The following is a 23,058-nucleotide window of genomic DNA, read 5'->3' as shown; positions in this document are numbered from 1 at the left end:
TCATAGGCGCCGCGTCACAACACTTATGCGGCGTACGCAAGATTGTTTAGGTGCGCCGGGGTTGAATCCATGATGCAATGCCGCATTGATGAACGGCATACCCTTCTGGAACTCCCGAGCCATGAGCACTTCGACCGCACTCGAACCCGTCGACTCGTTCGACTACGTCATCTTCGGCGCCACCGGCGACCTGACCATGCGCAAGCTGTTGCCCGCGCTGTATCGCCGCTTCGCTGAAGGCCAGGTGCCGTCGGACTCACGCATCGTCGGTACCGCGCGCTCGCCGCTCGACGACACGTCGTACCGCGAACGGGCGCAGAAAGCCCTGAAGGAATTCATCCGCGCCGAGGAATACTCGGACGACACGGTGAACCGGTTCCTCGAGCTGGTTCACTATGTGAGCCTCAATGGCGCCGAGTCCGGCGGTAACTGGGACGGCCTCAAGTCGCTGCTGGACGACGGCGCGACGAATGACCGCATCCGCGTCTTCTATCTCGCCACCTCGCCCGACCTCTATGGCGATATCGCGAAGAACGTCGACGAAAAAGGTCTGCGCACCGAAACGTCGCGCATCGTGCTCGAGAAGCCGATCGGTACCGACCTGGATACCGCGCGCAAGGTCAACGAGGGCGTCGGTCGCCACTTCCCCGAAAACAGCATCTTCCGCATCGATCACTACCTCGGTAAGGAAGCGGTGCAGAACATCATCGCGCTGCGCTTCGCCAATCCCATGCTCGAGCGCATGTGGGACCACGAGTCGATCGAGTACGTGCAGATCACGGCGGCGGAGACGGTGGGTCTGGAAGGCCGGGGTGGTTACTACGACGGCTCCGGCGCGCTGCGCGACATGATCCAGAACCATCTCCTGCAGGTATTGACGGTCGTCGCGATGGAGCGTCCGTCATCGCTGGATGCCGACGCGCTGCGCGACGAGAAAGTGCGCGTCCTGAAGTCCCTCAAACCGCTGGACCGGAACAATCTCAGCGCCCATGTGGCGCGCGGCCAGTACGTGCAGGGCACCAACGCGGGCAAGCCGGTGCCGGCCTATCGCGAGGAATTGCCCGGCGAAACGCCCAGCAATACCGAAACCTTCGTCGCGCTCAAGGCGGAGATCGATACGCCGCGCTGGCATGGCGTGCCGTTTTACCTGCGATCGGGCAAGCGCATGCCGGAGAAGCTGACCGAGGTGGTGATCCAGTTCCGCGCGGCGGAGCCGGGCCTGTTCGGTGAGGCACGTCCGGGCAGCCGTCTGGTGATTCGTGTGCAGCCGAACGAGAGCGTGACCTTGCCGCTGTTCGTGAAGCAGCCGGGTAACCGGTTTGCGCTGGACGAGGTGGATGCGTTCTCGAAGTTGAACGAGCCCTCGCGCATCGTCTATCGCGATTCGTATGAAGGGCTGATGCTGGATGCGGTGAAGGGCAGTCCGGCCTTGTTCGTGCGTAAGGACGAAACCGAGGCCGCATGGCAGTGGGTGACGCCCATTCTCGAAGCCTGGCATGACGACCAGACGGGACCGGATGCCTACGAAGCGGGCACCTGGGGACCGGATTCGGCCCGGGCGCTGCTGCGTCAGGCGGGGCATGTCTGGGTAGAAGATATCGCGGCCTGAGTCGTCGCCGGCAGGCCGGTTCCCGCCAGGTTGAGCGCTTACACGACCAATGAGGCTTCACTCGTCTCGCCACGCTCCAGCAGCGTGGCGAGGCGATCGAGCCCTTGCTTCAGTCGCACGCGCTCCTTCACTCCTCCCAGCGACACACGAATCGCCTCGCCCGGCGGCGCGCCCAGGGAAAACGCCTCGGCCGGTGTCACGGCGAGGCCGTCCAGCCGCGCCGCGGTCGTCAGCGAGCGGGCCGTCCAGCGGGCGGGCAGGGGAAGCCAGAGGTGAATACCCTGAGAGGCGACGTCGACACGGCTCAGCGCGAAGGCCGCCATGCGCTGCCTTTCACGCGCCTCACGCCGCACGCCTTCCAGCACGGCGGCCGCGGTGCCGTCGTGAATCCACTGCGTGGTCAGGGCGGTCGTCATCGGAGCAGGCATCAGGCTCACGGCGCGCAGACTGGTCAGGAACGCGCCACGCGCCGCCGCGTCGGGCGACACCACGTAAGCCGTACGCAGCCCCGGTGTGAGCGCCTTGGATAAGGTCGCTACGTAGTAAGTGCGCTCCGGGATGTGTCGGGCGAGGGGCAGCGGAGGGTCGTCCGCGAGCGCCCAGTACGGGTCGTCCTCGATCACCTGCAGGCCGTGCATCCGCGCCACGTCGGCCAGCTGGATCCGGCGCGTCTCCGGTACCGTCCGGGCCGTTGGATTGCATAGCGTCGGATTCAGGTAGAGCACCCGCGCGTTCTCGCGCGCCGCGGCGTTTGCCAGCTCGTCCGGAAGCATCCCGTCCGCATCGCCGGCGACGGCGATCAGGCGGCGCCCCAGTTTTACCGCCGCCGTGATCATGCCGGGATAGAGCAGTGCGTCGGTCAGAATCGCCTCGTCCGGAACGGTCAGGGCGAGGATCAGACCGGCCAGCGCCGTCTGCGCGCCGGGGCAGGTGACGATACGTCCTTCATCCAGCTTCCCGAGCATGGGCTTCAGCCAGAGCGCGCCGGCCGCGCGGTCCGCGGCGCTGCCACCACCGGCGTGGTAGCTCATCAGCAGGTGCGCGTCCGCATGCGTCAGAACCTGATCGATACCGCGTTTCAGCAGGTCCGCCAGATCGATTCCGTCTGGCGGGGGCGGCAGATTCATGCCGAGGTCCACGACCTGTGTCGTGTCGAACCGAGGCGCCGCGACGAATGTCCCCAGCGCGCCGCGCGCGTGGAGCAGATGGCGCTCACGGGCTTCGGCATAGGCGCGGGTAACGGTGGTGAGGTCGATGCCGAGCGCGCGGGCGAGCAGGCGTTGCGGCGGTAGTCGATCGCCGGGACGAAGCCTTCCGTCGGCGACCGCGCGTTCGATGAAGCGGACGACCTGCAGATAGCGCGGTCCCTTTTCGTCCAGCGCGCCGGCCCAGTCGATACCCTGCAGGGAGGTTGTCCGTGTCACCTTGCCAACCATGTAGGGAGGGAATGGTCAGGTAGTATGCGCCTCATCGGCGCGCTGGGTCATACATCGCCAACGCGCACGGCTCAGGCGCTGCGTGCGCCCGAGAGAACCGACTCTAGAAGATCGACGACCCGCTGTCCCTCGCCCACGTGCGCGAGTTCGATGGCCGTGCGGCCGTCGAACTCGCCGATAGGCGTGCGCAGCAACCACTCCCAGACGGCGCGGCGGTCGGGCTCGATGAGCCTTGCGATGTCGGCGATGCGATGAATGATGCCGTTACGCATGGCTCAGAAGACGTGGCTGAGTGAGAGGAAGAAGCTCTGGGTATGGTCGTCGCCGACCATCGGACTATCTTTCACCGCGTCGGGCAGCACGGTGTAGCGCATGCCGGCGGCGGTAATCCACGACGGCGACAGGCGGTACATGGCCGCCAGACCCAGCCAGGGCGCCGTGCCGCTGCCGGCGCGGTACGACGCCAGGCCGCTACGTGCCGCCTCGCGTCCGCTCACGCCGTAGTAGTAGTCGTTGAGCGCCCCATTGGCGCGGGTCACGCCGAGAGTCGGGGTGAGGGTAAGCGCGCCCTTGCGGATGGGATAAGCGTAGTTCGCATCGAGCGACGTGCCGCCACCATGCCCGGTGAATTCCTTCTGCGCCGAGGCCTGCAGGACACCCCAGTCGGCCGTGTGCTTCCAGGCGATGCCACCCATGCCGGAGATATCGCGATCGGATAGGCGGCGCAGCCGCGCATCGTTGCTGTCGTCGTGACGAAAGCGGTTGGCCAGCGGCGACACCAGGACCGAGATCTCATCGTTCGGTGTCTTATACAAGCGATAGCCGAACGAGGCGCCGCGGAAGTAGAACGACTTGCCTTCGTAATTGACCAGCGGCAGTGGCCAGGCCTTGTTGTCGTAGCTGCGATACGGGCTCGGGCTCCAGGTCGCGCCGATGCCGAGCGTCCAGTGCGCCTGGCCATCGGTGGAGGATTGCGCGTGGGCCGCGGGGACGGCGACGCCGGCGAGGACAGCGACGAGGGGCAGGGAGCGGAAGCGGGGCAGCGACATGCAAGGTAACCGTGGGGACGATGTCGGGCATGGTGGCGAGCCCACATTGCCTCAACATTGCGCGTCCGGTCAGGCCTTTAGCGCGTGTTAGCATCGCCCCCCTTCATGCCCGCGGTGCGGGCCGGGCGGGGTCGCGCATGCGCATATTGCTGGTGGAAGACGAGCCGGAGATGGCCGAGGCCCTTCAGGGAGCCCTGCATCGGCACGGCATGCTGGTGGATCTGGCGGGTGACATCGCGCATGCGACGGAGGCCTTGCAGAGCAGGGTGCATGACCTGCTGCTGCTTGACCGTCAGCTCCCCGACGGCGATGGAGCCACGCTCGTGGCGAAGGCACGTGCCGTACACGTCGACCTGCCCGTGATCATGCTGACGGCGCGCGGTACGTTGACCGATCGCATTCAGGGGCTGGATCTGGGCGCCGACGATTACCTGGTCAAACCGTTCGCTATCGAAGAACTGCTCGCACGCATACGCGCCATCTCGCGCCGGCCGGCGCAGATCGCATTGCCGGTCGCTTCCATCGGCAACCTGCGTTACGACTTCGGTGCGCGGGAAGTCTTCGTCGATGGCGAGCGTCTGCGGCTGCAGCGCAGGCAGCTCCTGCTGCTCGAGGCACTGGCCTACCGGCACGGACGCACGGTGCAACGCGAGGTGCTGCAGGAAGCCGTTTACGGCTTCGACGATGCGATTCAGTCCAATGCACTGGACGCGCACGTATCCAAGCTTCGCCGCGTGCTCGCCGAAGGGGGCGCCCACGTGGAAATTCACGTGATTCGCGGTGTGGGCTACCTGTTGCGAGAGGTGGCGAATGCATCACCCCGGTAAGTCACTGACGAAACGGCTGGCCTGGCGCCTCAGTGTGCTGCAGACGCTGACGCTGGTGGCGACGATCGCGGCGTTGACGTGGAGTCTGATCAATGCGCGGGCATCGTACATCGACGATGCGGTGTCGAAGACCATCCTGCGCTCGCTGGTCGTCGAAGGCGGGACGCTGCGTCTGGACGACGATCGCGACATGGCGATGCTGCTCACGAAGTCGCCCGGTCTCTGGTTCGCCGCCGCGGACGAACAGGGGCGCCATCTGGAATATGGGCATGTCCCAGCGGCGTACGCGTCATTCGTCGCCGCGCTGCCTTCACTGGAAGCCTCGGAAATCCACAGCGGCGAACCACCTTACGTGATGACGATGCGTCTGGCGGTCGATGAGCGGGACGGGGACCGTATACACGTGATGGTGGGCGGTGTGCCTATTTCCGGGCCCGCGGTGCTCGTCGCGAGGATCGCGTTTTACCTCGGATGGCGTATCGGCCTGCCACTGGTCTTGCTGACCCTCATCGCCGTGCCCTGGATCATCCATCGTGCGATGGCAGGCGTCGGTCGGGTCGCCCGGCAGGCCGAGGACATCGATATCGCCGATCGCGGAGCGCGCCTCGAGGACGGTGCGGTACCTCGCGAACTGCAGCCTCTGGTGCGTGCCTTCAATACCGCGCTGGCCCGGCTGGCCGAAGGTTACGACGCGCGCGACCGCTTCCTGACGGATGCCGCCCACGAACTGCGCGCGCCTATCGCCATCCTCGAAGCCCGTCTGGCGGCTCTTCCGCCCGGCGATTCGAGGACGAGGCTGCTGACCGACCTTGCGCGTCTGGCGAACATCGCCGAGCAGCTACTGGATCTGCAGCGCCTTGGCCGTCAGCCCGACACCCTCGGTGTTCTGGATCTCGTCGCCCTGGCGCGTGAGGTCAGCTCGGATGTCGCGCCGCTGGTGCTCGACGCGGGATACGAACTGGCCATGGACGCACCGGATCACCCCGTGAAGATCGTCGGTGATCGCCTTTCGCTGTTGCGCGCGCTGACCAATCTGATCCAGAACGCGATCGTGCACGCAGGGGGCAGGGGACTCATTCATGTCGAGGTCCACGACGACGGTGTGCTCCAGGTGAGCGATCAGGGACCGGGTATTCCCAGGGAAGAGCGCGCGCGCGTGTTCACTCCGTTTTATCGCCTTCAGCCGAGCAGCGTCGGTACCGGCCTGGGCTTGCATCTCGTGCAGGAAATCGTGGCACGACACGGCGGCGACATCGGCGTGACGGACGCGCCCGGTGGCGGCGCTCGTTTCCGGATCCGGCTGCCTTTGGCCTGACCTCCGTCAGGCCGGAGACGCCAGAGCCGGGTCTCTCCGGTGGTGCGACGACGTTGCCATTGCATCCACGCGGTCCGCCCGCATTATGTGACGAACCCTCGAGGAGGTCCCCATGTCCGACTATCGCAAGACTCCCGAAGCCCTTTCCCGGCTCACCCCCGAACAGTTTCGCGTGACCCAGCAGAGTGGCACCGAAAGGCCGTTCCAGAACGCCTTTCACGACAGCCATGAGCCCGGTATCTACGTCGATATCGTATCGGGCGAGCCGCTGTTCTCGTCGCTGGACAAATTCGACAGCGGCTGCGGCTGGCCGAGCTTCACGCGTCCGCTCGAGGACGAGCATGTCGTCGAAAACCGCGACATCAGCCACGGCATGATCCGCACGGAAGTGCGTTCGACGCATGCCGACAGTCATCTGGGTCACGTGTTCCCCGATGGCCCGCGCGACCGTGGCGGGCTCCGTTACTGCATCAATTCCGCCTCGCTGCGCTTCATCCCCGTGGCCGATCTCGAGAAAGAAGGCTATCCGGATTACGTGGCCCTGTTCGCCAACGAAAAAGGAGGTGTCGTATGACGTCACGCGCCATTCTGGCCGGCGGCTGCTTCTGGGGTATGCAGGACCTGATCCGCAAGCAGCCCGGCGTGATCGCCACGCGTGTCGGCTACTCCGGTGGCGACGTGCCCAACGCGACGTACCGCAACCACGGCACCCATGCCGAAGCCATCGAAATCGAGTTCGACCCGGCGAAGATCGGATATCGGAAGATCCTGGAGTTCTTCTTCCAGATCCACGATCCGACGACGCTGAACCGCCAGGGTAACGACCGCGGGCTGAGCTACCGGTCGGCGATTTTCTACCTGGACGACGAGCAGAAAGCCGTCGCCGAGGACACGATCGCGGACGTCAATGCATCGGGGCTATGGCCGGGCAAGGTCGTGACCGAACTCGCCCCGGCGGGGGATTTCTGGGAAGCCGAGCCGGAGCATCAGGACTATCTGGAAAAGTATCCGAGCGGTTACACCTGTCATTTCATCCGTCCGGACTGGGTACTGCCCCGACGCGCGGCCTGATGTGACCTGATCCAGGCCCGGCGCCGCCGGGCCTGGCACGCGGGCGGGACGGGCGGCGATCAGCGCGGGCGGATGGAAAGCAGGTCGGGCATGCGGTCGATCACAGCCAGTGCACCGGCTTTCTGCAGATCCAGCGACTTGCGGTAGCCGTAGCTGACCATGACCAGCGCCACACCCGCGTCATGCGCCGCCAGCATGTCGCTCTCCGAATCGCCGACCATGAGCACGTCCGACACGGCGACTTCCGCCGCTTTGGCGATATGCAGCAAGGGCACGCCGCTGGGCTTGCGCTCGGGAAGCGTGTTACCGCCGACGATGGTATCCACGTACGGCAGCATGCCGCGAACCTCGAGCAGCGGACGGACGAACTCTTCGTTCTTGTTGGTGCAGACCGCGATCTTCACGCCCTGCGCATGCAGCGCCGCCAGTGTTTCGACGACGCCGTCATAGGCGACGGCATCGAGCGCGGTCTCGGCATAGTGCTCGAGAAAACCGGGCATCACCGCGTCGATATCGGCGTCGCTCCCGGCATCGCGGAACGCGTAGGTGATCAGCTTGCGCGAGCCCTCACCGATCCACTCGGTGATGCGCGCGGTGTCGACGGTGGGCAGTTTCCAGTCGGTCAGCGTGCGGTTGACCGACTCGGCGATGTCGGCGGCGCTGTCGACCAGCGTGCCGTCCAGATCGAAGATGACCAGCGAAAAGGGAAAGGTCACAGGCTCGGGCTCCGGGCGCAAAGACCGCCATTCTACGCCCTTGCCGCCCGCCGCTCCTGCATGAAGACGATCACATCGTCGACGGACATGGGCATGGCGGCATGGAAGCCTTGCAGGTAGTCGCAGCCATGCGCGATCAACCATTCCGCCTGCGATTCGCGCTCCACGCCTTCGGCGATCACGTGCAGGCCCAGGGTATGGCCGAGCGTCAGGATGGCTTCGCAGACGGATGCCGAGCGAACTTCGGAGTCGATTTCGGCGACAAACGCGCGATCGATTTTCAGCGCATCGATAGGCAGATCGCGCAGATAGGCGAGGCTGGAGAACCCCGTACCGAAATCATCGAGGTGCACCGGTACGCCCAGTGCCTTCAGGGCATCCATCGCGCGAAGGGCCTGATCGCCGATCACGGCGCTCTCGGTGAGTTCGACCTGGATCGCTCCCGTCGGCAGGTGGTAATCGGCGATGGTCTGGCGGATCGCATCGACGATGTCGTCGCGCTGCAGCTGCACGGCCGAGACGTTCACCGCGAGGGCGATGTCCGCGAAGCCCGCCTGCGCCATGGTCACGTACGCTCGCCCAACCTCACGCAGCACACGATGGCCGAGAGGAACGATCAGGCCGGTTTCCTCGCACAGCGGAATGAAGACGTCCGGTGCGACGAAGTCGCCGTCCGGCAGCGGCCAGCGGATCAGCGCTTCGAGGCTGACGATCAGGCCATCGCGGCTGCGGATGATCGGCTGGAAGTGGACGATGAAGGTGTCCTGATCCAGGGCGTTACGAATCTGCGCCGCCATCTTCAGTCGGTTGATCGATGCCGCCGCCATGGCCGCCTCGAACACGTGCCAGGTGCCCGGCGCGCCGTTACCCATCTGCGCCGCGAGGGCGGCCGCGCCCAGGACCTTCTCGGCCCGCTCGCCGTCACGCGGGTGCACGGCAAGGCCAACCCGCGGTTCGAGGACGTGCAACATGCCATGGACGCTGACGGGCGAGGTTACCGCGCGCATCAGCGCCGCCAGCATCTCGCCACGGCGCTCATTGTTCAAAATGGCGAGGACGAAGGTTTCCGCGGGACGATGGGCCACGGCGCTGTCGGGGCCCCTGAGGGCCGCGAAGCGGTCCGCCATCACGCGGAGCACGTCCTGACCGACGGCCTGCCCGAACGTATCGCTGATCAGCTCGAGGCCGCGCAGTTGAACGAAGGCCAGTTCGTAACCGACCGAGCGGCGACGGTCGTCGTCGAGGAATTCGAGCAGGGCATCCGTGTTGTGCAGACCCGTGGTGGCGTCATGTGTGGCCCTGTGACGCAGAACACGCTCGTTACGCAACCTTTCGGTGACATCTTCGGCCACCACCAGACGCGCGGCGTGCCCGGGGAAGTCGATGTCGGAGGCGTGGACCCGTACCTGGAGCAGGCTTCCGTCCGCGCGACGGTGTGTCCAGGGATGTTTTTCGGCGGCGCGAACGTCGCGGTTCGTAACGGCGGCCTTCAGGGCACCCTCGTCGGCGGCGGGCCGGATGTCCAGCAGGGTCATGGCAAGGAATTGCGTCCGCGTGTAACCGTACGCGTCGATGGCCGCCTGGTTCACGACCAGGAAGCGCAGTGTGTCGACGTCGTAGACCCAGCAGGGCATCGGATTCTTGTCGAAGATGATGCGGAACCGGCGCTCGGCCGTTTCGATCTGTTCGACATAGCGCAGGTGGTCGCGTTCGGCGCGACCGATGCGGCGCAGGATGTACAGCAGGACGATCCAGTACAGCAGGTAGAGCGCGCCGGTGAGCGCAACCACGGGGTACCAGCTTTCGACGACAGCGGCGCTTGCCGTGCCGAATCCCACCCACAGCGGATATCGTCCCGGCGCCGCGGCGGAAATGAGACGCTCCACGCCGTCGATGCGACTGACGCGGCGGCCCAGACGGACGTCGTCCGGTGCGAACAGCATGTCGACCGGCTTGCCGGTCAGTTCGGCATTCGCACCCGTCCGGGCGACGATCACGCCGAAGCGATCGGTGATGGCGGCCACGTCCTGCGAGCCGGCGTGGAGGTTGTCCACGACGTCCTGGAATTCGGCCTGCCTGAGGCGGACGAGTACCCAGCCCCCATCTGACAGAGGCACAGCCAGCGGCATGACCCAACCGTCGTTGTGTCGTGCGAGCGGACCCGTGCGCAGGTCCGCACCGCGCGTGAGGTCGCCACTCCACTGGCGGATAGAGGGTTCCGGATCGCCGGCGCTGATCGGCTGTCCCTGCGCGTCGACCAGGACGATGCTTTCGACCTGCTCATGGCGTGCCATGACGCCCTTAAGGTTATCGGCGACCAGTGCCTGCGCCTGCGCAGGAACGGTGCTGGCGAGATCGCGGGCATTGGCCGCGACGGCCTGCATCGCGCGCTCGATGGTATGCAGGCGCGCACTGAGCAGACGCTGTGCACCGTCCGCGAGAGCCTGCGCCTGAGCATGCGCCGCCTGCACGCGGTGACGGTAATCCTGAAACAGGACGGCCGCCAGACCGATGCCGATGATCATGCCTACCGCGAAGCCGATGGACCGGACCAGCGAAGAAGTTTTCCTGAACTCGTTGATCACGGCGATGGAACGCCTATCCCCCCTGGAAATGAGGACGCTAACAGTCTCTCGGATCGCCCGCAATCATCTTCACAGATGCGGCGAAGTGTGCATTTGCCAATTTTTGGGTGTTGATGCGATGCATCCGCCGACGTTTCCATGCCGTAATGATGGGTAACGCATGATTACTTAAGAAATCCGCATGAACACGCGTGTCCTCACGTTTATCGCTTACCAGACGCTGTGGTTCGCCGTGGTCGTCGCCGCAGGACACGACCGCGGCTGGCTTGCCTGCGCAGCATGTCTCGCGTTCGTTCTCTGGCAATCGATCGCGTCAGCCGAGCGCGCCGTCGTCTGGCGGCTTGCCGTTCTCGCGGTGTTGCTGGGCATGCTCGTGGACGGAGGTGCGACGGTGGCGGGTGTCGTGCGCTACGCGGCGAAAGATCCGATGCCCTTTCCCGGTGGGCCCCCGTGCTGGATCCTCGGGCTCTGGGCGTCGTTCGCCGTCACGCTTCCGGGACCGATGCGCTGGCTGTCCGGCCGTCCGGTGGCGGCGGCGTTGCTGGGGGCCATCGGCGGGCCGTTGTCGTACGCGGGAGCGCAAAGGGGTTGGAGCGCGGTGACGTTTCCGGCACCTGTCTGGCAAGGATACGCGTGGCTGGCGGTTTCCTGGGCTGTCGCGATGGCGGTGCTTGCCGTCGCGCTCGCACTCCTGACGTCAGGCCGGGCAGCGACCGTCAAGCGGTAATGCGAGGGCGTCGTCCCACGCGTGGGACGGGACGTCACTCTTTCGCTCGGACGGGCTGAACTCGATACGTACGTCGAGGGGCTTTCCATGCTCGTCGCGTATCGCGCCGGGCCCTTCGTACCGCCGCAGCAATCGTGTCGCCTCGGTATAGGTCACGCTGATGGTCGGTGCGGCAAAGCCATACCAGGCATCCAGCCTGAGATCGATCCTGCGCTCCGGACCCTGCGCCGCGGCGGCGGTGATCTTCACGGGAAAAAACTTCCCGCGTCCCGTCATCAGGAACGGGACGGACGCTCCGCCCCGGATGACGCGATCCCAGTTGGCCCGTACGTAGGCATCGAACCCTGCATCGATAACCGCGCCGGCATCGATGCTCAATGGATGCTCACTGCGCTGGCCATCGACTTTGCGTACATAGGCGACACGCTGGTCGCCTTCGCCACGGACGCCCTCCTCGTATCCGTTGCGCGCATCTTTGAAGTCGAAGTCCGGCTGCGTCGGCGCACCAGCCGTGCTTAGCCGCTTGCGGGCGAAGGCCCTGCCATCCGGACACTGAAAGACGATGGCGTGCCGTGACGCATCTTCGATGTGGACTTCCCGATAGATCAGCCTGTCGCTGCCACGGGCGAAGGCCTCGCCCGTGTATTGCGCCATCGCGAAAGAGGGCGAAGCGGCGGCGTACGCCGAAAAGGCGAGGAGTGAGAGAGCGGCTGAATGGCGCATGGGACCTCGTGGCGAAGGGGCGTCATGGAGTTCATACGTGCAGCCTCGTCGTCAGGATGCGCGTTGGTGCCGTGCAGGCATCGTGACGCGATCCCTTTCCCGGTCTACCTCGTTCGCATGCCTTGTGTGTTCCTATTCGCCTGCTACTTGCCCTTACCGGCGTGTGGCGAACACGCCGTCCAGTGCCAGCTCCGCCGTGAAGCCGGCTTTGGTCAGCCGTGTAGCGACTTCGCGTGGCACGTCACGTCCGCTGGTCAGCTTGTTGGGGCTGCCGGTGTAATGGAAGAGACGCCCGCCACGACGGAGCACGCGGGCCAGCTGGCCGTAGAAGGCCTGCGAGTAAAGCTCGCCCGCGATGCCGAAGCGCGGCGGATCGTGCAGCAGGGCATCGACGGACGCGTCCGCGATATGCGCGATGGCGTGCGAGATGTCCGCGTGCGTAAGAGTCAGCCGTCCTCCGGTTTCGGGCGCTTCCGGGTCGGGCGACCACGGGTTGATGGTGCGCAACCAGAGCACATCCGCGTTCTTTTCGAACGAGTCGATGCGCGCGACGCCGGAATCCAGACAGCAGGCGGCGAAATAGCCGAGTCCGCCGCAGGTATCCAGCACGACCTTTCCTCGGGGTTCGACCAGGGCCACCTTCCGCCGCGCATCGTCGACCGGCGACTCTTTAGACGTCGGCAGCATCTTGATGCCATCGATTTCGAAGGTCGGCGCGCCCCATTCGGTGGGAACCAGTTTGATCAGCGAGCCCGAAAACCTCGACACCGGTTCGAAGCTTTCCCCATCCCACCAGTAAAGGGTCCGGTCCTTGAGCTTGCCAGGCCACGGGTAGACCCGGTCGCGCCAGGTCCACGTGTCCGCGGCAAGCGATACATCGTCATCGGTACGCCCAAGTTCCAGCGAACCACGCCACTTGCCCGTGCCGTCCTGTCGCGCCGCGGCCCACGCCTCGACGATGGGACGCGTGAGCAGCGGACCGGAATAGTGGGACACAGGCGAACTCCAGCAACGGGCAATCGACGATTTTACCTGTCAGAACGCCGATCCGACGGCTTTCAGCCACACGGCGACCGCGTGCGCACCCGGATCGGCGTGCCCCTGCGTCCGATCGCCGAGATAGGCGGACCGGCCCAGGCGTGGCCGCATCGTCCTGGTCGCCTCCACGCCTTGCTCGGCGGCGGCGGTGGCGGCGTGGACGACGGCCTTGGTCTCATCGCCCCTCGCCACGGCGGCGTCGATCGCATCGGCGGCGGGGAGCAGGGCGTCGAGCATGGTGCGGTCGCCGGCTTTGCCACCGCCCAGCGCCTGCACGGCTTCGCAGCCGGCACGGAAAGCCGCAGCCCACGCCAGGGGCGCGTCGACCTTGCCCGCCTCGGCGAGGGTCGTTGCGGCACGCACGATGAACACGGCATAGAGCGGTCCGGACGTGCCGCCGAGCACGCGCCGCAAGGTCCCGGCAAGGGCGAGCAGGGCACCGGCGGGATGGGCGACGTCGAGCGTTCGCAACGCATCGTCGATGGCGCGGGCGCCGCGCGCGAGGCTGAGGCCGATGTCACCGTCACCCACGACGGAGTCCAGTGCGGTGAGCTCGGGCTCGGCGGTTTCGAGAGCCGCTGCCACGGCGCGCAGGCTGGCGGTGAAGCGACCGGCCTGGGCTGTGTCGGGCCACGCCGGGCCTGCGGCGTCCGCCGTCTTCTCCGTGGGGGCGACCGTAACGATCGACGGACGCGTCGTCGGCCGCAGGGGCGCATGCCAGGCCGCGGCGGCGGTAGGTGCCAGCAAGCGCCCGAGGCGGTGTTCGTCGAGCTTGAGCAGGCTCAGCGAGCAGCCGGGCATTTCCAGCGCCGTGAGATAGGCACCGACCAGCGCCGCGGATACTTCCACGCCGAGGTCGGTGAGCCGCGTCAGCGCGTGGCGCGCAACGATGTCGAGCTCCTGCACGGCGGTGCCGCCCAGGTTGTTGACCAGCAGCGCCACACGGTCCCCGCCACCGATGGCGCCGCGCGACAGCAGGCGCTCGATGAGCCGATCCAGCATCTCGTCGGCCCGCGCGATGGGGCCGCGCTGTGCGCCGCGTTCGCCGTGGATACCTAAGCCGTATTCCACTTCGGTCTCGCCCAGTTCGAACCCTGGCTTACCGGCGGCCGGTACCGTACACGACCCCAGACCCAGTCCCATGCTGACGACCGCGTCGATGGCGGCCTGTGCCTCGTCCCTGACCCCGGCGAGGCTCAGCCCGGCCTCGGCGGCGGCGCCGGCCACCTTGTGCACGAGGACGGTGCCGGCGATACCCCGGCGACCGACGGCATGGTCGTCATCGAGAGCGACGTCGTCAGCGACGACCACCACCTCCACCGCGATGCCCGCCGCGCGTGCGAGCTCCGCGGCGAGGCCGAAGTTGAGCCGGTCGCCGGTGTAATTCTTGACGATGAGCAGGACGCCGGCGGGACCGGCAACGGCGTGAATCGCCGCAAGGACGGCATCCACGCTGGGCGAGGTGAACACCTCGCCGACCACCGCGGCGGTGAGCATGCCGGCGCCGACGTAACCGGCATGCGCGGGCTCGTGACCCGCACCACCGCCGGAGATGAGCGCGACCTTTCCGGCAGCGGCGTGCGCGGCGTGGTCGGCGCGCAGTACGACATTCTCGCCCTCGATGCGAGCCAGTCGTACGTCGCCGAGGACGAGTCCTTCGATCATCTCGTCGACGACCTTCAACGGATCATTGATCAGCTTCTTCACGCAGCGCTCCTCGTGGATTCGATGGTGGGCGGATGCAGGCATAGTCTCACCATACGTCCGGTTACAAAAATGCGTGTAGGCTTGTCGGCTACTTTGCCCGCGAAGCTATCTCATGGCCCTCAAATCCACGGTCTTCAAGGCTGACCTGCAGGTCAGCGACATGGACCGGCATTATTACCAGGGCCATGCCCTGACCATCGCCCAGCATCCGTCGGAAACCGACGAGCGCATGATGGTCCGCGTCCTGGCCTTCGCGCTCAATGCGGACGATGCTCTCGTTTTCGGGAAGGGCATCAGCTCGGAAGACGAGCCGGATCTCTGGCGCAAGGAGCTGACCGGCGAGGTCGATCTGTGGATCGAGATCGGCCAGCCGGACGAGCAGCGCATCCGCCGTGCCGCCGGCCGGGCCAATCGCGTCGTCATCTATAGCTACAGCGGACGCAGCGCCGAAGTGTGGTGGAAGAAGACCGCCGCCGCCGTGGCGCGCACCCGGAACGTTTCCGTCGTCGACGTGGCCCCCGCCACGGTGGAGGCGCTCGCCGCGCTGACCCAGCGCACGATGCAGATCCAGTTCATGGTGCAGGACGGTCAGGCCCAGGTGATCAGCGGCGAGTCGGTCGTGCCGGTCGAGCTGACGACGCTGGCCTGAGCCTCCGCGCGAGATCAGGGCACGCACTTGTCCGTGCTATTCAGCTTGGTCGATGCAATGCCGCCAAACGGGCTGATGCCGATACGCGATCCGGGCAGGCGTGTGGTGTTCACGCCAAGCCCCGTCGTCGTGGCGACACCGGCACACAGAACGAAGGCCATCGGCTGGCTTGGACTGGTGCGCGTCGACACGGGCGCGAGCTGACCCTGCTGTCCGAAGGTCACGACCGATCCGTCCACGGCGCGTGCCGAGACGTCATTCAAGGCGCCACCGACGCGAAGGATCTGCATCCCCGCCGATGCACTTGCCGAGTAGACATCGCTCGCTTTCGTCGTCGCCACGGGATGCACGTACACCAGCCAGCCCGTCTCATAGGTGCTTGCGCCGGAACAGGTCGCGCCGTCGGCACTCGCGCATATCGACACGTAGGTCGCCCGCAGCACGGCTTCCGTCCGCGCGTACTGGACCGCCGCCTGCAGGTTGTCGACCGAGGTCCGGAGCCGGTGGCGCTGCAAGGTCGTGCGGAATGACGGCACGGCGACGGCCGCGAGGATGCCGGCCACGATGATGGCGATCATCAGCTCCAGCAGGCTGAACCCACGAGCGCCGCCCGCGGACGGACGCGCACGCATTACCAGCAGGTTCCGTTGCTGGTCGGGCCGGTCGGGGACTTCACGCCCGTGTCGGTCACGGACAACGTCGTACAGACGTCGCGCGCCTGAGCCGCACCGGGCACCGGCGTCGCGGTCGCGTTATACGCTTGCGCATCGAGCGAGTTCACCGCGCTTACGGTGACGACCGCCGTGTAGTACCCGCTCTCCGACGTCGCCGTCGTCGTGGCCGCGTAGCCGATGGTGGCGAGGTCGGCATAGACGTTGTGCAGGGCGTAATACCGTTCCTCGGCATTGGCGATGGCCATGAGTAACTTCTGTCCGTCGGCGCGACGCGCCCGGAAGCCGTACTTGGTGTACGCCGGAAAAGCGATGGCGGCCAGTATCGCCATCACGACCAGCACGATCATCAGTTCGACAAGGGTGAAGCCGCGGCGTCGGTCGGGTGCGTGCATATCAGTTCTCACTGTTCAGGACGCGCCACGAGCGACGCCGCGCGGTCGGAATGCTGTTGGCGGCCGTCGCGCCCGAGGCGAGGACCTGGCCAGGCAGATAGGACATGCCGCCGCTCAGGCTGGCCGCGGAGTAAAGCGCGCCCGAGCTGGCGGCGCCGCTGACACGTGCACCGGCCAGTGAGTAGCCCGCACTGAAGCTCGTCGCGGCGCCGATGGAAACGCCGAAGGCGGCGCCGCCGGTCGTGCCGTCGAGCGCGATGACCGAGCCGGAGCCGGAGGTCGTGCATGGGTCGCTCGCTGCCGGAATAAGCGTGCTGAAGGACACCGTGTTATTGCTGGAATCGAGGGCCGGCGTGACCACCACGCGCTCCCCGGCGGTCGCATCCAGCGGCAGATACCAGCCGGATCTGGTCGCTGCCACGGCGTTGTTCGTGACGCCGATCGCATTGGCCGAATTGACCGTCATGGATTGCCTGACGAGGTTGCCGCCAGCGACCGTGACCGGCGACGTCACTGCGGTGCCCGGATCGCGTATGCCGTAGAGCGCCTGCGTGGTGGTGTCCGCGGTATCCGCCGTGCTCAGGTAGCGCCCGGTACCGAATATCACCAGAAAGGCGGCGGACGTCGGATCGGCCAGGAGGCGCGGCGATGTCGTGATCGACTGGGCGTTGGCGGTCGCGGGCTTGAACAGCAGGCTCACGCCCTGTGAGGGGGCCGTTGCCGCCAGGGTGGTCGCCGACAGGTCGATGCGCCAGACGTTTCCGTCGAGGTCGCCGGCGAACGCGACATCGGCAACCTGGTCGCCGTCGTAGTCACCCACCGCGGGTGTGCTGAGGCCGTGACTCGACGTGGCCCCGGTACCGGAAGGGGTACGGATCTCCTTGAGCAGCGTGCCGGTCTGGGCGTCGAGAACGAACAGCGAACTGTAGGTGTTGCTTGCGGCCGCGGCGGTGCTGCCGTCCGGGAAGTAGCCGCCGGGTACCAGCACGACCCAGCGCCCGACGGTGCTGTTGCTGTCGCCGTTGTTGAAAGCGACGCGTGTGATGACCGGCGTGCCGAAGGTATAGCCGAGGTTCGCAGGGGTTCCGACCGTCGATACGCTGTCGCTGTTGAATTCCCAGAGGATCTTCGACGCTACGGCGGTACTCGTGTTGAGCGTGGCCGCCGATGGATCGGTCACGTCGATGCCATAGACGCCACGTCCACCCAGTCTCAGCGCGCCGACCAGCAGCGTGTGCCATCCCGCGGTGGTCTTGTTCGCGGTGTTGGCGGCGTTGAAGAAGACGTCGCCCGTCACGAGGCTTCCGTCGACGGTGGGAGTGAAGCTGAAGTTGGTCAGACGCGTCTGGGCGGGGAGGTTGGCATAGACGCTGGCCGGGATGTACCCCCAGATCTCGCGACCCGGAATGGCGTTCGCATCGGTGCTGAGCCGGGCATCGAAGGCATGCAGCATGCCGTCATTGGCACCGACATACACGGTCGCCGGGCGCGCCGCCCACTTCGCCAGGAAGGTGGAATAACTGGTGGTCTGGTCCGTCTTGAGCGCCAGCGCCTCCGGCGAATTGGCGGGGAACGCATCGCTGTACGCGCCGTTGGGTGCGCCGACATACGTCGGCTGGGAACCGAACACCGCCCCGAGCAGGGACGTGCGCGAACGGAAGGTGGTGCCCTGGAGCGTCCGGACACCGGACAGCCAGTCGACACGTTTGGCGCCCAGCCCGTCGGTCGTGGCCGCGTACCCCGTCCCGTCGGAGGAGTCGAGGATCGCCTTTTGAGCGGCACTCAGCGTCGTGTAGGCGAAGGTGATGCCGGTGCCCGTGCCAGGCCCGGTCGCGGTAGCGATGAAGCGCGGGTCCTTGCTGAGATCGCGGGCGTTGAGGATGTCGCCCGCCGACCAGAGCGCGTCGCCGACACTGCCGTTGGCGTTCAGCAGACTCGCGGTGAGCGATCCGCTCCAGTCGGTCGTGTTGTAGCCGGCGGCGTAGGCGACCGCGCCCGTGGTCAGCACGTTGCTGCTGAGGCTGAGCGTGAGTGAGCTGGAGCTGCTGGCGATCACCGAGGACAGGATGGTGGTCAGGCTGCTGACGAGCGACGTGGGATCCGCGGCGCTGAAATAGCCGCCGCGACTGTTCACCGCGGCATGCCAGGTGTCGTCGATATTGCTCGCTCCGCCGCCCGTCGTCGGTGTCGGCCACTGTTTGCCGCCCGCGCGCAACGCCGCGTAGTCGCCCGGATAGGCCAGCGTGCCGGAGATGCCCATGGTGACCATGTATTGCGACATGTGCTGCCAGCTTGCCGGGTCGTTGGACGGATTGAAGTACACCTCGCTGTTGCTGCCGGGGTTGGTGGAGCTGACGGTCGACGTGGCGCCGGTGACGCCGGTCGTCAGGTCCGAGTAATAGGGCGGCACGATGTTCCTGAGGTCGGTTCGCAGATCCGTCGCCCAGTAATAAAAGGCGATATCCGCGAGGGATGGACTGGTCGTCCCCGCCTCGTTCCAGAAGATCCTGGACGTCTTGTCCGATGTCGAATAAGCGACTTTGTCAGGCAGCGTGGTCGAGACGGCGTCGGACCCGGCCGCCGCCGGGCTGTCGCCGTTCCAGTAGCCGTCGGTGACCAGCATGTTGAAGTTCTTCCGGCAGGCAAGCTCGCCGGGATTGCTTGTGCTGCCGTTCCAGTACGGATCCAGCGCTCCGGCCGATGTGGCCAGGCTGCGCTTGTAGAAGTCGCCGGCGACCTGCGTCGCGACGCGCGTCGGGGTTCCGCCGCTGGCCGGCACGCCGTAGATCCAGTTCATGAACTGGCTGCGCCAGCACGGGTCGCTGGTACTGGACGTCAGGCAGCTCGAACCGGTCGAGTTGGCCAGTTCGAGAATCTTGCTAGTCGACACCAGCGGCCCGTACGACTGACCGCTGTACGAGCCGGACGCGTTATAGGTGCTCGAACCCGACTGACTCTGTAGCGTCTGCCACGCGACGCGCACCGAACCATCGGCCATGCTGCCGAATACGCGTCCGATCGCCGCACGGGCGTTGAGGTTGCGCGACCGGTAGTAGCTGTACCAGATGGCGAAATTCTGCTGAATGGTGGCCGACTCGTTCGCCACCAGGTGGTAGACGCAGGTGCTTTCATCCGTGGGCGATGTGCAGACGTAGTAGAAACCGCCCGTATCGGTCGTCGTGGTCGTCGTCGTGGTCGTCGTGGTGGTGGTTACCGTCGTGACGATGGTGCAGGTAGTGATACTGAGCCGGATCCCGCCCACGCCGATGCTGATCACGGTGTTGCAGGTCCACACGCTGACGCTCGTGGGGCTGTTCACCACCGTTTTGACGCCGGTAAAACCGCTGAACGTGCCGCAGTTTCCGAGGATCAAGGTGGTGCAGGTCGTCGTCGTGACGCTGGTCGAGGTATCGCTCGTCGTCGTGCTGGTCGTCGTCTTCCCACGCACGACCTCCGGAATATCCATCTGCTGGCAGGCGTTGACGGGATTTCCGCGCGGGTTGGTGGTGGTGTAGAACCACGTCGTCAGCTCATTGGCGTTGCGCGCGCAAGGAGCGTTGCCGGCCAGGGTATTCGAGAGAAACCCGGCGTAGAAATTCTTCGAAAGGTCGACCACGATCGGGTCGAGGTAACTGCTGTTGTTGGGCGACCAGCATTTCTTCGTCAACGTGTTCGCGCAATAGCCATCGCGCCAGGCCGCCTTGTACGTCGGCGTGCCCAGAGGAACACCATTGGCATCGGGCGGTACCACATACGTCACCGTCGGATCGAAGTAAATCGGATTGCCCTTGGCCGAGTAGTAGTACTTCTTGTCGTAGTAACCGTCCATCGCATCGGGGATCGACGTGGCGTTCATCGAGCCGGAATCGTCGAAGGTCACGACGATGTTGGGTGCGACCCTCGAGGTGACGCTGGGCGGCGTCTTGCTCACCGTCACCGTACCCGCGATCACGCTCGGCATCCACGCCATCCACACCAGCGCGACCAGCAGGAGAGCGGCCCATGCGGTGGATGGCTTCTCTTTCATCATCGGCTGGGGCCTCAGGTCAGGGTGCATGTGACGAGGTTCGGCGTGACAAAGGTGGTCTCGACGACGCGGATCGTGTTGGGACTGCTCCCGGTGGCGCGCGCGGTAATCCGGTACAGGTAGAACTTCGCCGTCGCCGATCCGCTCGATCCGGCCTCTTTGGCGGCGCTGGTTCCGTTGCCCGGGGCGAGGTCCTGACCGAGGAATTCGACGACATACCAGGGGTTGCGCGCCATGACGGCGGTCGACAACGCGGCGTCACTGCTCTTCTTCGTGTAATCGATGGTCACGCCGGCGCCCTTGTATTCGGTGGCGCCGTCGACCATCCAGACCGATGACTGCCGGAATGCCGTGACCTTCGCGCTGATCGTGGAAGGGTTGCTGGAGTTGTAGCAGGCGACGGCGGCGTTACCGCTGAAGAGGTTCCATTCGACGCCGCGCAAGGCGTTCTCGGCGGACCACTCCGCCTGTTGCGCGTTGCGCATCGCTCCGGCCATGCGCTCCTGCAACAATGAGCGACTGGATGTGCTGATCGCCACGATGGTCAGGATGAGCAGAAAGATCATCGCCAGGACGAGCACGGCACCGCGCTGCCGGTTCATGGGTTGTAGTTCCGGATCGACACCACGGCGGTGAACTCCCGCCGCAGCATGTGATTGTCGAAACCCTGCTGGCTGGGCATCACCACTCGTTTCGTATCGTCGGGCGACGAGAGTCCGGTAACCGCGCTGTCTCCGTAGTACTGGTACTGGAGGTCGGTCGGGGTCAGCGTATACAGCGGGAGCTGTCCGTCCATCAGAATGTGAACCTCGATACTCTGTACGGACCGCCACATGCAGCCGGGATCGGTCCCGGTGACGGTCACCGTCGACGATGCGCATGCCGTCGAGCTGTCGATCTCCGCCGCGGTGCGATAGCTGGTGTTGCCTGAGCCGTCCATCACGCCGTAGAGGAAATCGAGCCGTTCCACGCCGCGTACCACTTCAGCGCTCACGCCATTGACCCGCTTCATCAGCGCACCGGTCTTGTGCCCGTTGTTGTCGTCGACGACCTGTAGAAAGTACGAAACGGTCTGGAAGTCCCGGTTGAAATCGAACAGCCTCGGTGTGACGCCGGACGGCCGGGCCGGAGCGCTGTAGTTGGTCGATGGCGTAAACGTCGCGGACGAAAGGGTGGCGGCGAAAACCTGGGCCGAATTGCAGTCGGCGAGCATGAGCAGGTCGCCGGTGGCATAGGCCGATAGCGGCGGCTCGCCTGTCTGCGGGACGACGGTGATACCGGCGACCGAGCTTCCGCTCAGCGTCAGCTTGCTCGTGGTGCCATCGAGCGCCCAGCCTCGTGCGCCGTCCAGGTAACGCAAGGTGATGACGCCGGTGCCAGGCACGCGGTTACCGACGGTCGTGCCCTGCTGAGGAATACCTTTGCCTGCCGGGTCTGCCGGATCTTGTGGCGTACACGCGGAGACGGTGCAGTCGTACCCGCGCAAGGCGAGGAAGGATGGCATCGCGAATGACGCGACAGGCGCGACGGGATACGTGTTGGTGCCGCTCGTCGCGCCCCAGGTCGTCGTGTTGTCGCTGATGGCGGCCTGGAAGACGGCGCCGGACACGAGTACCTGAGGCGCTCGCAGGTAACGGTCCAGTGACACGACTCCGTTCGACAAGGGAGCGGACTGACCGCCGACGTTCGAGCAGTACTGCGCGTTCGTCATGCGCAGATCCGTCGTCAGCGCAGTCATCGCGAAGCGTCCTTCCTCCTGCAGTTTTGCCAGCTGGGTCTGCGTGACCGTGCTGCCGGTGGTCGTGAGAACGACGCTGACGATGCCGCCCGCCACGACGAGGCCGAGCACCATGGCGACCATGAGTTCGACGAGGGAGAAACCGAAGGAGCGGTTCATGGCTGGAAATTCCAGACATAGACCCTCGGAGCGGCATCCTGATGCTTACTGTCGCCGGCACCGCGCTCCGTCCAGCTGATCCGCATGACGCAGTTACCGGCGTACGGCGGGCGTACCTGGAGCTGCGTCGCATTCGCCGTGGTGCCATTGCTGCAGGCGATCGATGCACTGGCGTTGGGCAGGAACGTCCGGAGCTGCGAACTCCAGATGTACTGGTCGCGCAGCGCGAGTTTGGCTGGCGTGCAGGCAAGGTCGGCCGTGCATGCCTGCGATCCGCTCAGCGGATATGACGCGGAGTTGTAACCGCCGGCCCAGACCCCGAGCGGATTGGCGCGCATGCGGTCGGCCATGCTCATCGCGATGAATTCAGCCTGGGTCCGCTGGTACCCGACCTGATTCGAGCGAAACGAGGCGATGAGGAGACTGGAAAGTCCGAGAAGGCCGACCGTGAAAACCAGGACCGCCATCAAGACCTCAATCAGAGACACACCTCTGACATGTCTTGTCGAAGCCATATGAAACCTTGAAAAGCAGAAGTGCGATTCAGGTATAGGCTGTGCACGCGCGTCGCTTTACGTCTATTCGGTAGAAGCTAGGCCTTTACGGCAAAACATCC

At 65.6% G+C, this 23,058-nt stretch carries 21 protein-coding genes; 7 read left to right on the top strand and 14 right to left on the bottom strand.

Translation table 11 applies throughout. From position 1 onward, the window contains the following. Positions 1-121: 121 nt before the first annotated feature. Positions 122-1,609 carry a glucose-6-phosphate dehydrogenase gene (zwf, locus tag FA87_RS09360; protein WP_043694087.1) on the top strand — a complete coding sequence of 496 codons (1,488 nt, stop codon included), beginning with the start codon at positions 122-124 and terminating at the stop codon, positions 1,607-1,609. Between the two features lie 38 nt (positions 1,610-1,647). On the opposite strand, the gene FA87_RS09355 is transcribed toward zwf, so the two are convergent. The 3 genes from FA87_RS09355 to FA87_RS09345 all read right to left on the bottom strand — a co-directional run bounded on the left by FA87_RS09355 (position 1,648) and on the right by FA87_RS09345 (position 4,094). Next, positions 1,648-3,033 (bottom strand): PLP-dependent aminotransferase family protein, encoded by a 1,386-nt coding sequence (locus tag FA87_RS09355; RefSeq protein ID WP_239709033.1) that lies wholly within the window; start codon positions 3,031-3,033, stop codon positions 1,648-1,650. Positions 3,034-3,116: 83 nt separating this feature from the next. Further along, complete coding sequence (locus FA87_RS09350; RefSeq protein ID WP_043694084.1) at positions 3,117-3,317, bottom strand: antitoxin Xre/MbcA/ParS toxin-binding domain-containing protein; 201 nt, start codon at positions 3,315-3,317, stop codon at positions 3,117-3,119. A gap of 3 nt (positions 3,318-3,320) precedes the next feature. Then, positions 3,321-4,094, bottom strand: a complete 774-nt coding sequence (locus tag FA87_RS09345) for a MipA/OmpV family protein (RefSeq protein ID WP_043694081.1) — start codon at positions 4,092-4,094, stop codon at positions 3,321-3,323. 137 nt (positions 4,095-4,231) lie between these two features. Here FA87_RS09345 and FA87_RS09340 point away from each other — a divergent pair, with 137 nt between their 5' ends. From FA87_RS09340 to msrA, 4 genes are all read left to right on the top strand, one after another. After that, positions 4,232-4,921: a response regulator transcription factor gene (locus FA87_RS09340; protein WP_036113066.1), complete on the top strand. Its 690-nt coding sequence runs from the start codon at positions 4,232-4,234 to the stop codon at positions 4,919-4,921. Beyond that, the gene (locus tag FA87_RS09335) at positions 4,905-6,236 is read left to right on the top strand and encodes a HAMP domain-containing sensor histidine kinase (protein ID WP_043694077.1); all 1,332 of its coding nucleotides are present in this window, start codon (positions 4,905-4,907) and stop codon (positions 6,234-6,236) included. The genes FA87_RS09340 and FA87_RS09335 overlap by 17 nt, the downstream gene beginning before the upstream one ends. A gap of 112 nt (positions 6,237-6,348) precedes the next feature. Continuing rightward, a complete protein-coding gene (gene msrB, locus FA87_RS09330) occupies positions 6,349-6,810 on the top strand; it encodes a peptide-methionine (R)-S-oxide reductase MsrB (RefSeq protein WP_036113072.1) in 462 nt (153 codons plus the stop codon). After that, positions 6,807-7,307, top strand: coding sequence for a peptide-methionine (S)-S-oxide reductase MsrA (gene msrA, locus FA87_RS09325; protein WP_043694075.1), 501 nt, complete (start codon positions 6,807-6,809; stop codon positions 7,305-7,307). The genes msrB and msrA overlap by 4 nt, the downstream gene beginning before the upstream one ends. Positions 7,308-7,366: 59 nt before the next feature. On the opposite strand, the gene gph is transcribed toward msrA, so the two are convergent. Together gph and FA87_RS09315 are read right to left on the bottom strand one after the other, a co-directional pair. Further along, positions 7,367-8,023 (bottom strand): phosphoglycolate phosphatase, encoded by a 657-nt coding sequence (gene gph / locus FA87_RS09320; RefSeq protein ID WP_043694072.1) that lies wholly within the window; start codon positions 8,021-8,023, stop codon positions 7,367-7,369. Between the two features lie 32 nt (positions 8,024-8,055). Then, entirely contained in the window at positions 8,056-10,608 is a 2,553-nt protein-coding gene (locus tag FA87_RS09315; protein WP_043694069.1) for an EAL domain-containing protein, read from the bottom strand. A 181-nt stretch (positions 10,609-10,789) separates the two neighbouring features. On the opposite strand from FA87_RS09315, the gene FA87_RS09310 reads away from it, so the two are divergent. Next, complete coding sequence (locus FA87_RS09310; RefSeq protein WP_043694067.1) at positions 10,790-11,335, top strand: DUF2878 domain-containing protein; 546 nt, start codon at positions 10,790-10,792, stop codon at positions 11,333-11,335. On the opposite strand, the gene FA87_RS09305 is transcribed toward FA87_RS09310, so the two are convergent. The 3 genes from FA87_RS09305 to FA87_RS09295 all read right to left on the bottom strand — a co-directional run bounded on the left by FA87_RS09305 (position 11,306) and on the right by FA87_RS09295 (position 14,803). Beyond that, positions 11,306-12,058 (bottom strand): hypothetical protein, encoded by a 753-nt coding sequence (locus FA87_RS09305; protein WP_052191256.1) that lies wholly within the window; start codon positions 12,056-12,058, stop codon positions 11,306-11,308. The genes FA87_RS09310 and FA87_RS09305 overlap by 30 nt on opposite strands. Before the next feature lie 153 nt (positions 12,059-12,211). Beyond that, positions 12,212-13,054 (bottom strand): SAM-dependent methyltransferase, encoded by an 843-nt coding sequence (locus tag FA87_RS09300; protein ID WP_043694065.1) that lies wholly within the window; start codon positions 13,052-13,054, stop codon positions 12,212-12,214. A 39-nt stretch (positions 13,055-13,093) separates the two neighbouring features. Further along, a complete protein-coding gene (locus FA87_RS09295; protein WP_043694063.1) occupies positions 13,094-14,803 on the bottom strand; it encodes a dihydroxyacetone kinase family protein in 1,710 nt (569 codons plus the stop codon). Between the two features lie 112 nt (positions 14,804-14,915). Between FA87_RS09295 and FA87_RS09290 the strand changes: the two genes are divergently transcribed. Then, a complete protein-coding gene (locus tag FA87_RS09290) occupies positions 14,916-15,452 on the top strand; it encodes a YaeQ family protein (RefSeq protein WP_043694061.1) in 537 nt (178 codons plus the stop codon). 14 nt (positions 15,453-15,466) lie between these two features. Here FA87_RS09290 and FA87_RS19880 read toward each other — a convergent pair whose 3' ends face one another. Genes FA87_RS19880 through pilV form a run of 6 tightly spaced genes read right to left on the bottom strand, consistent with a single transcriptional unit; the run spans position 15,467 to position 22,957 of the window. After that, a complete protein-coding gene (locus FA87_RS19880; protein ID WP_052191255.1) occupies positions 15,467-16,084 on the bottom strand; it encodes a GspH/FimT family pseudopilin in 618 nt (205 codons plus the stop codon). Beyond that, entirely contained in the window at positions 16,084-16,518 is a 435-nt protein-coding gene (locus FA87_RS09280) for a type IV pilin protein (protein ID WP_036113097.1), read from the bottom strand. The genes FA87_RS19880 and FA87_RS09280 overlap by 1 nt, the downstream gene beginning before the upstream one ends. Position 16,519: 1 nt before the next feature. Then, on the bottom strand, positions 16,520-20,575 hold the full coding sequence (locus FA87_RS09275) for a PilC/PilY family type IV pilus protein (RefSeq protein ID WP_081996537.1): 4,056 nt from the start codon (positions 20,573-20,575) through the stop codon (positions 16,520-16,522). After that, entirely contained in the window at positions 20,560-21,147 is a 588-nt protein-coding gene (locus FA87_RS09270; protein ID WP_043694056.1) for a PilX N-terminal domain-containing pilus assembly protein, read from the bottom strand. Before FA87_RS09270 ends, FA87_RS09275 begins: the two co-directional genes overlap by 16 nt. Beyond that, positions 21,144-22,442, bottom strand: coding sequence for a PilW family protein (locus tag FA87_RS09265; protein WP_043694054.1), 1,299 nt, complete (start codon positions 22,440-22,442; stop codon positions 21,144-21,146). The genes FA87_RS09270 and FA87_RS09265 overlap by 4 nt, the downstream gene beginning before the upstream one ends. After that, entirely contained in the window at positions 22,439-22,957 is a 519-nt protein-coding gene (gene pilV, locus FA87_RS19875) for a type IV pilus modification protein PilV (RefSeq protein WP_081996536.1), read from the bottom strand. The genes FA87_RS09265 and pilV overlap by 4 nt, the downstream gene beginning before the upstream one ends. Positions 22,958-23,058 lie beyond the last annotated feature (101 nt).

Origin of the sequence: Luteibacter sp. 9133, from assembly GCF_000800155.1 — a bacterium.
GTDB lineage: Bacteria > Pseudomonadota > Gammaproteobacteria > Xanthomonadales > Rhodanobacteraceae > Luteibacter > Luteibacter mycovicinus.
Note: the sequence above shows the minus strand (reverse complement) of the source record. Positions and strands in the feature narration are given on the sequence as shown.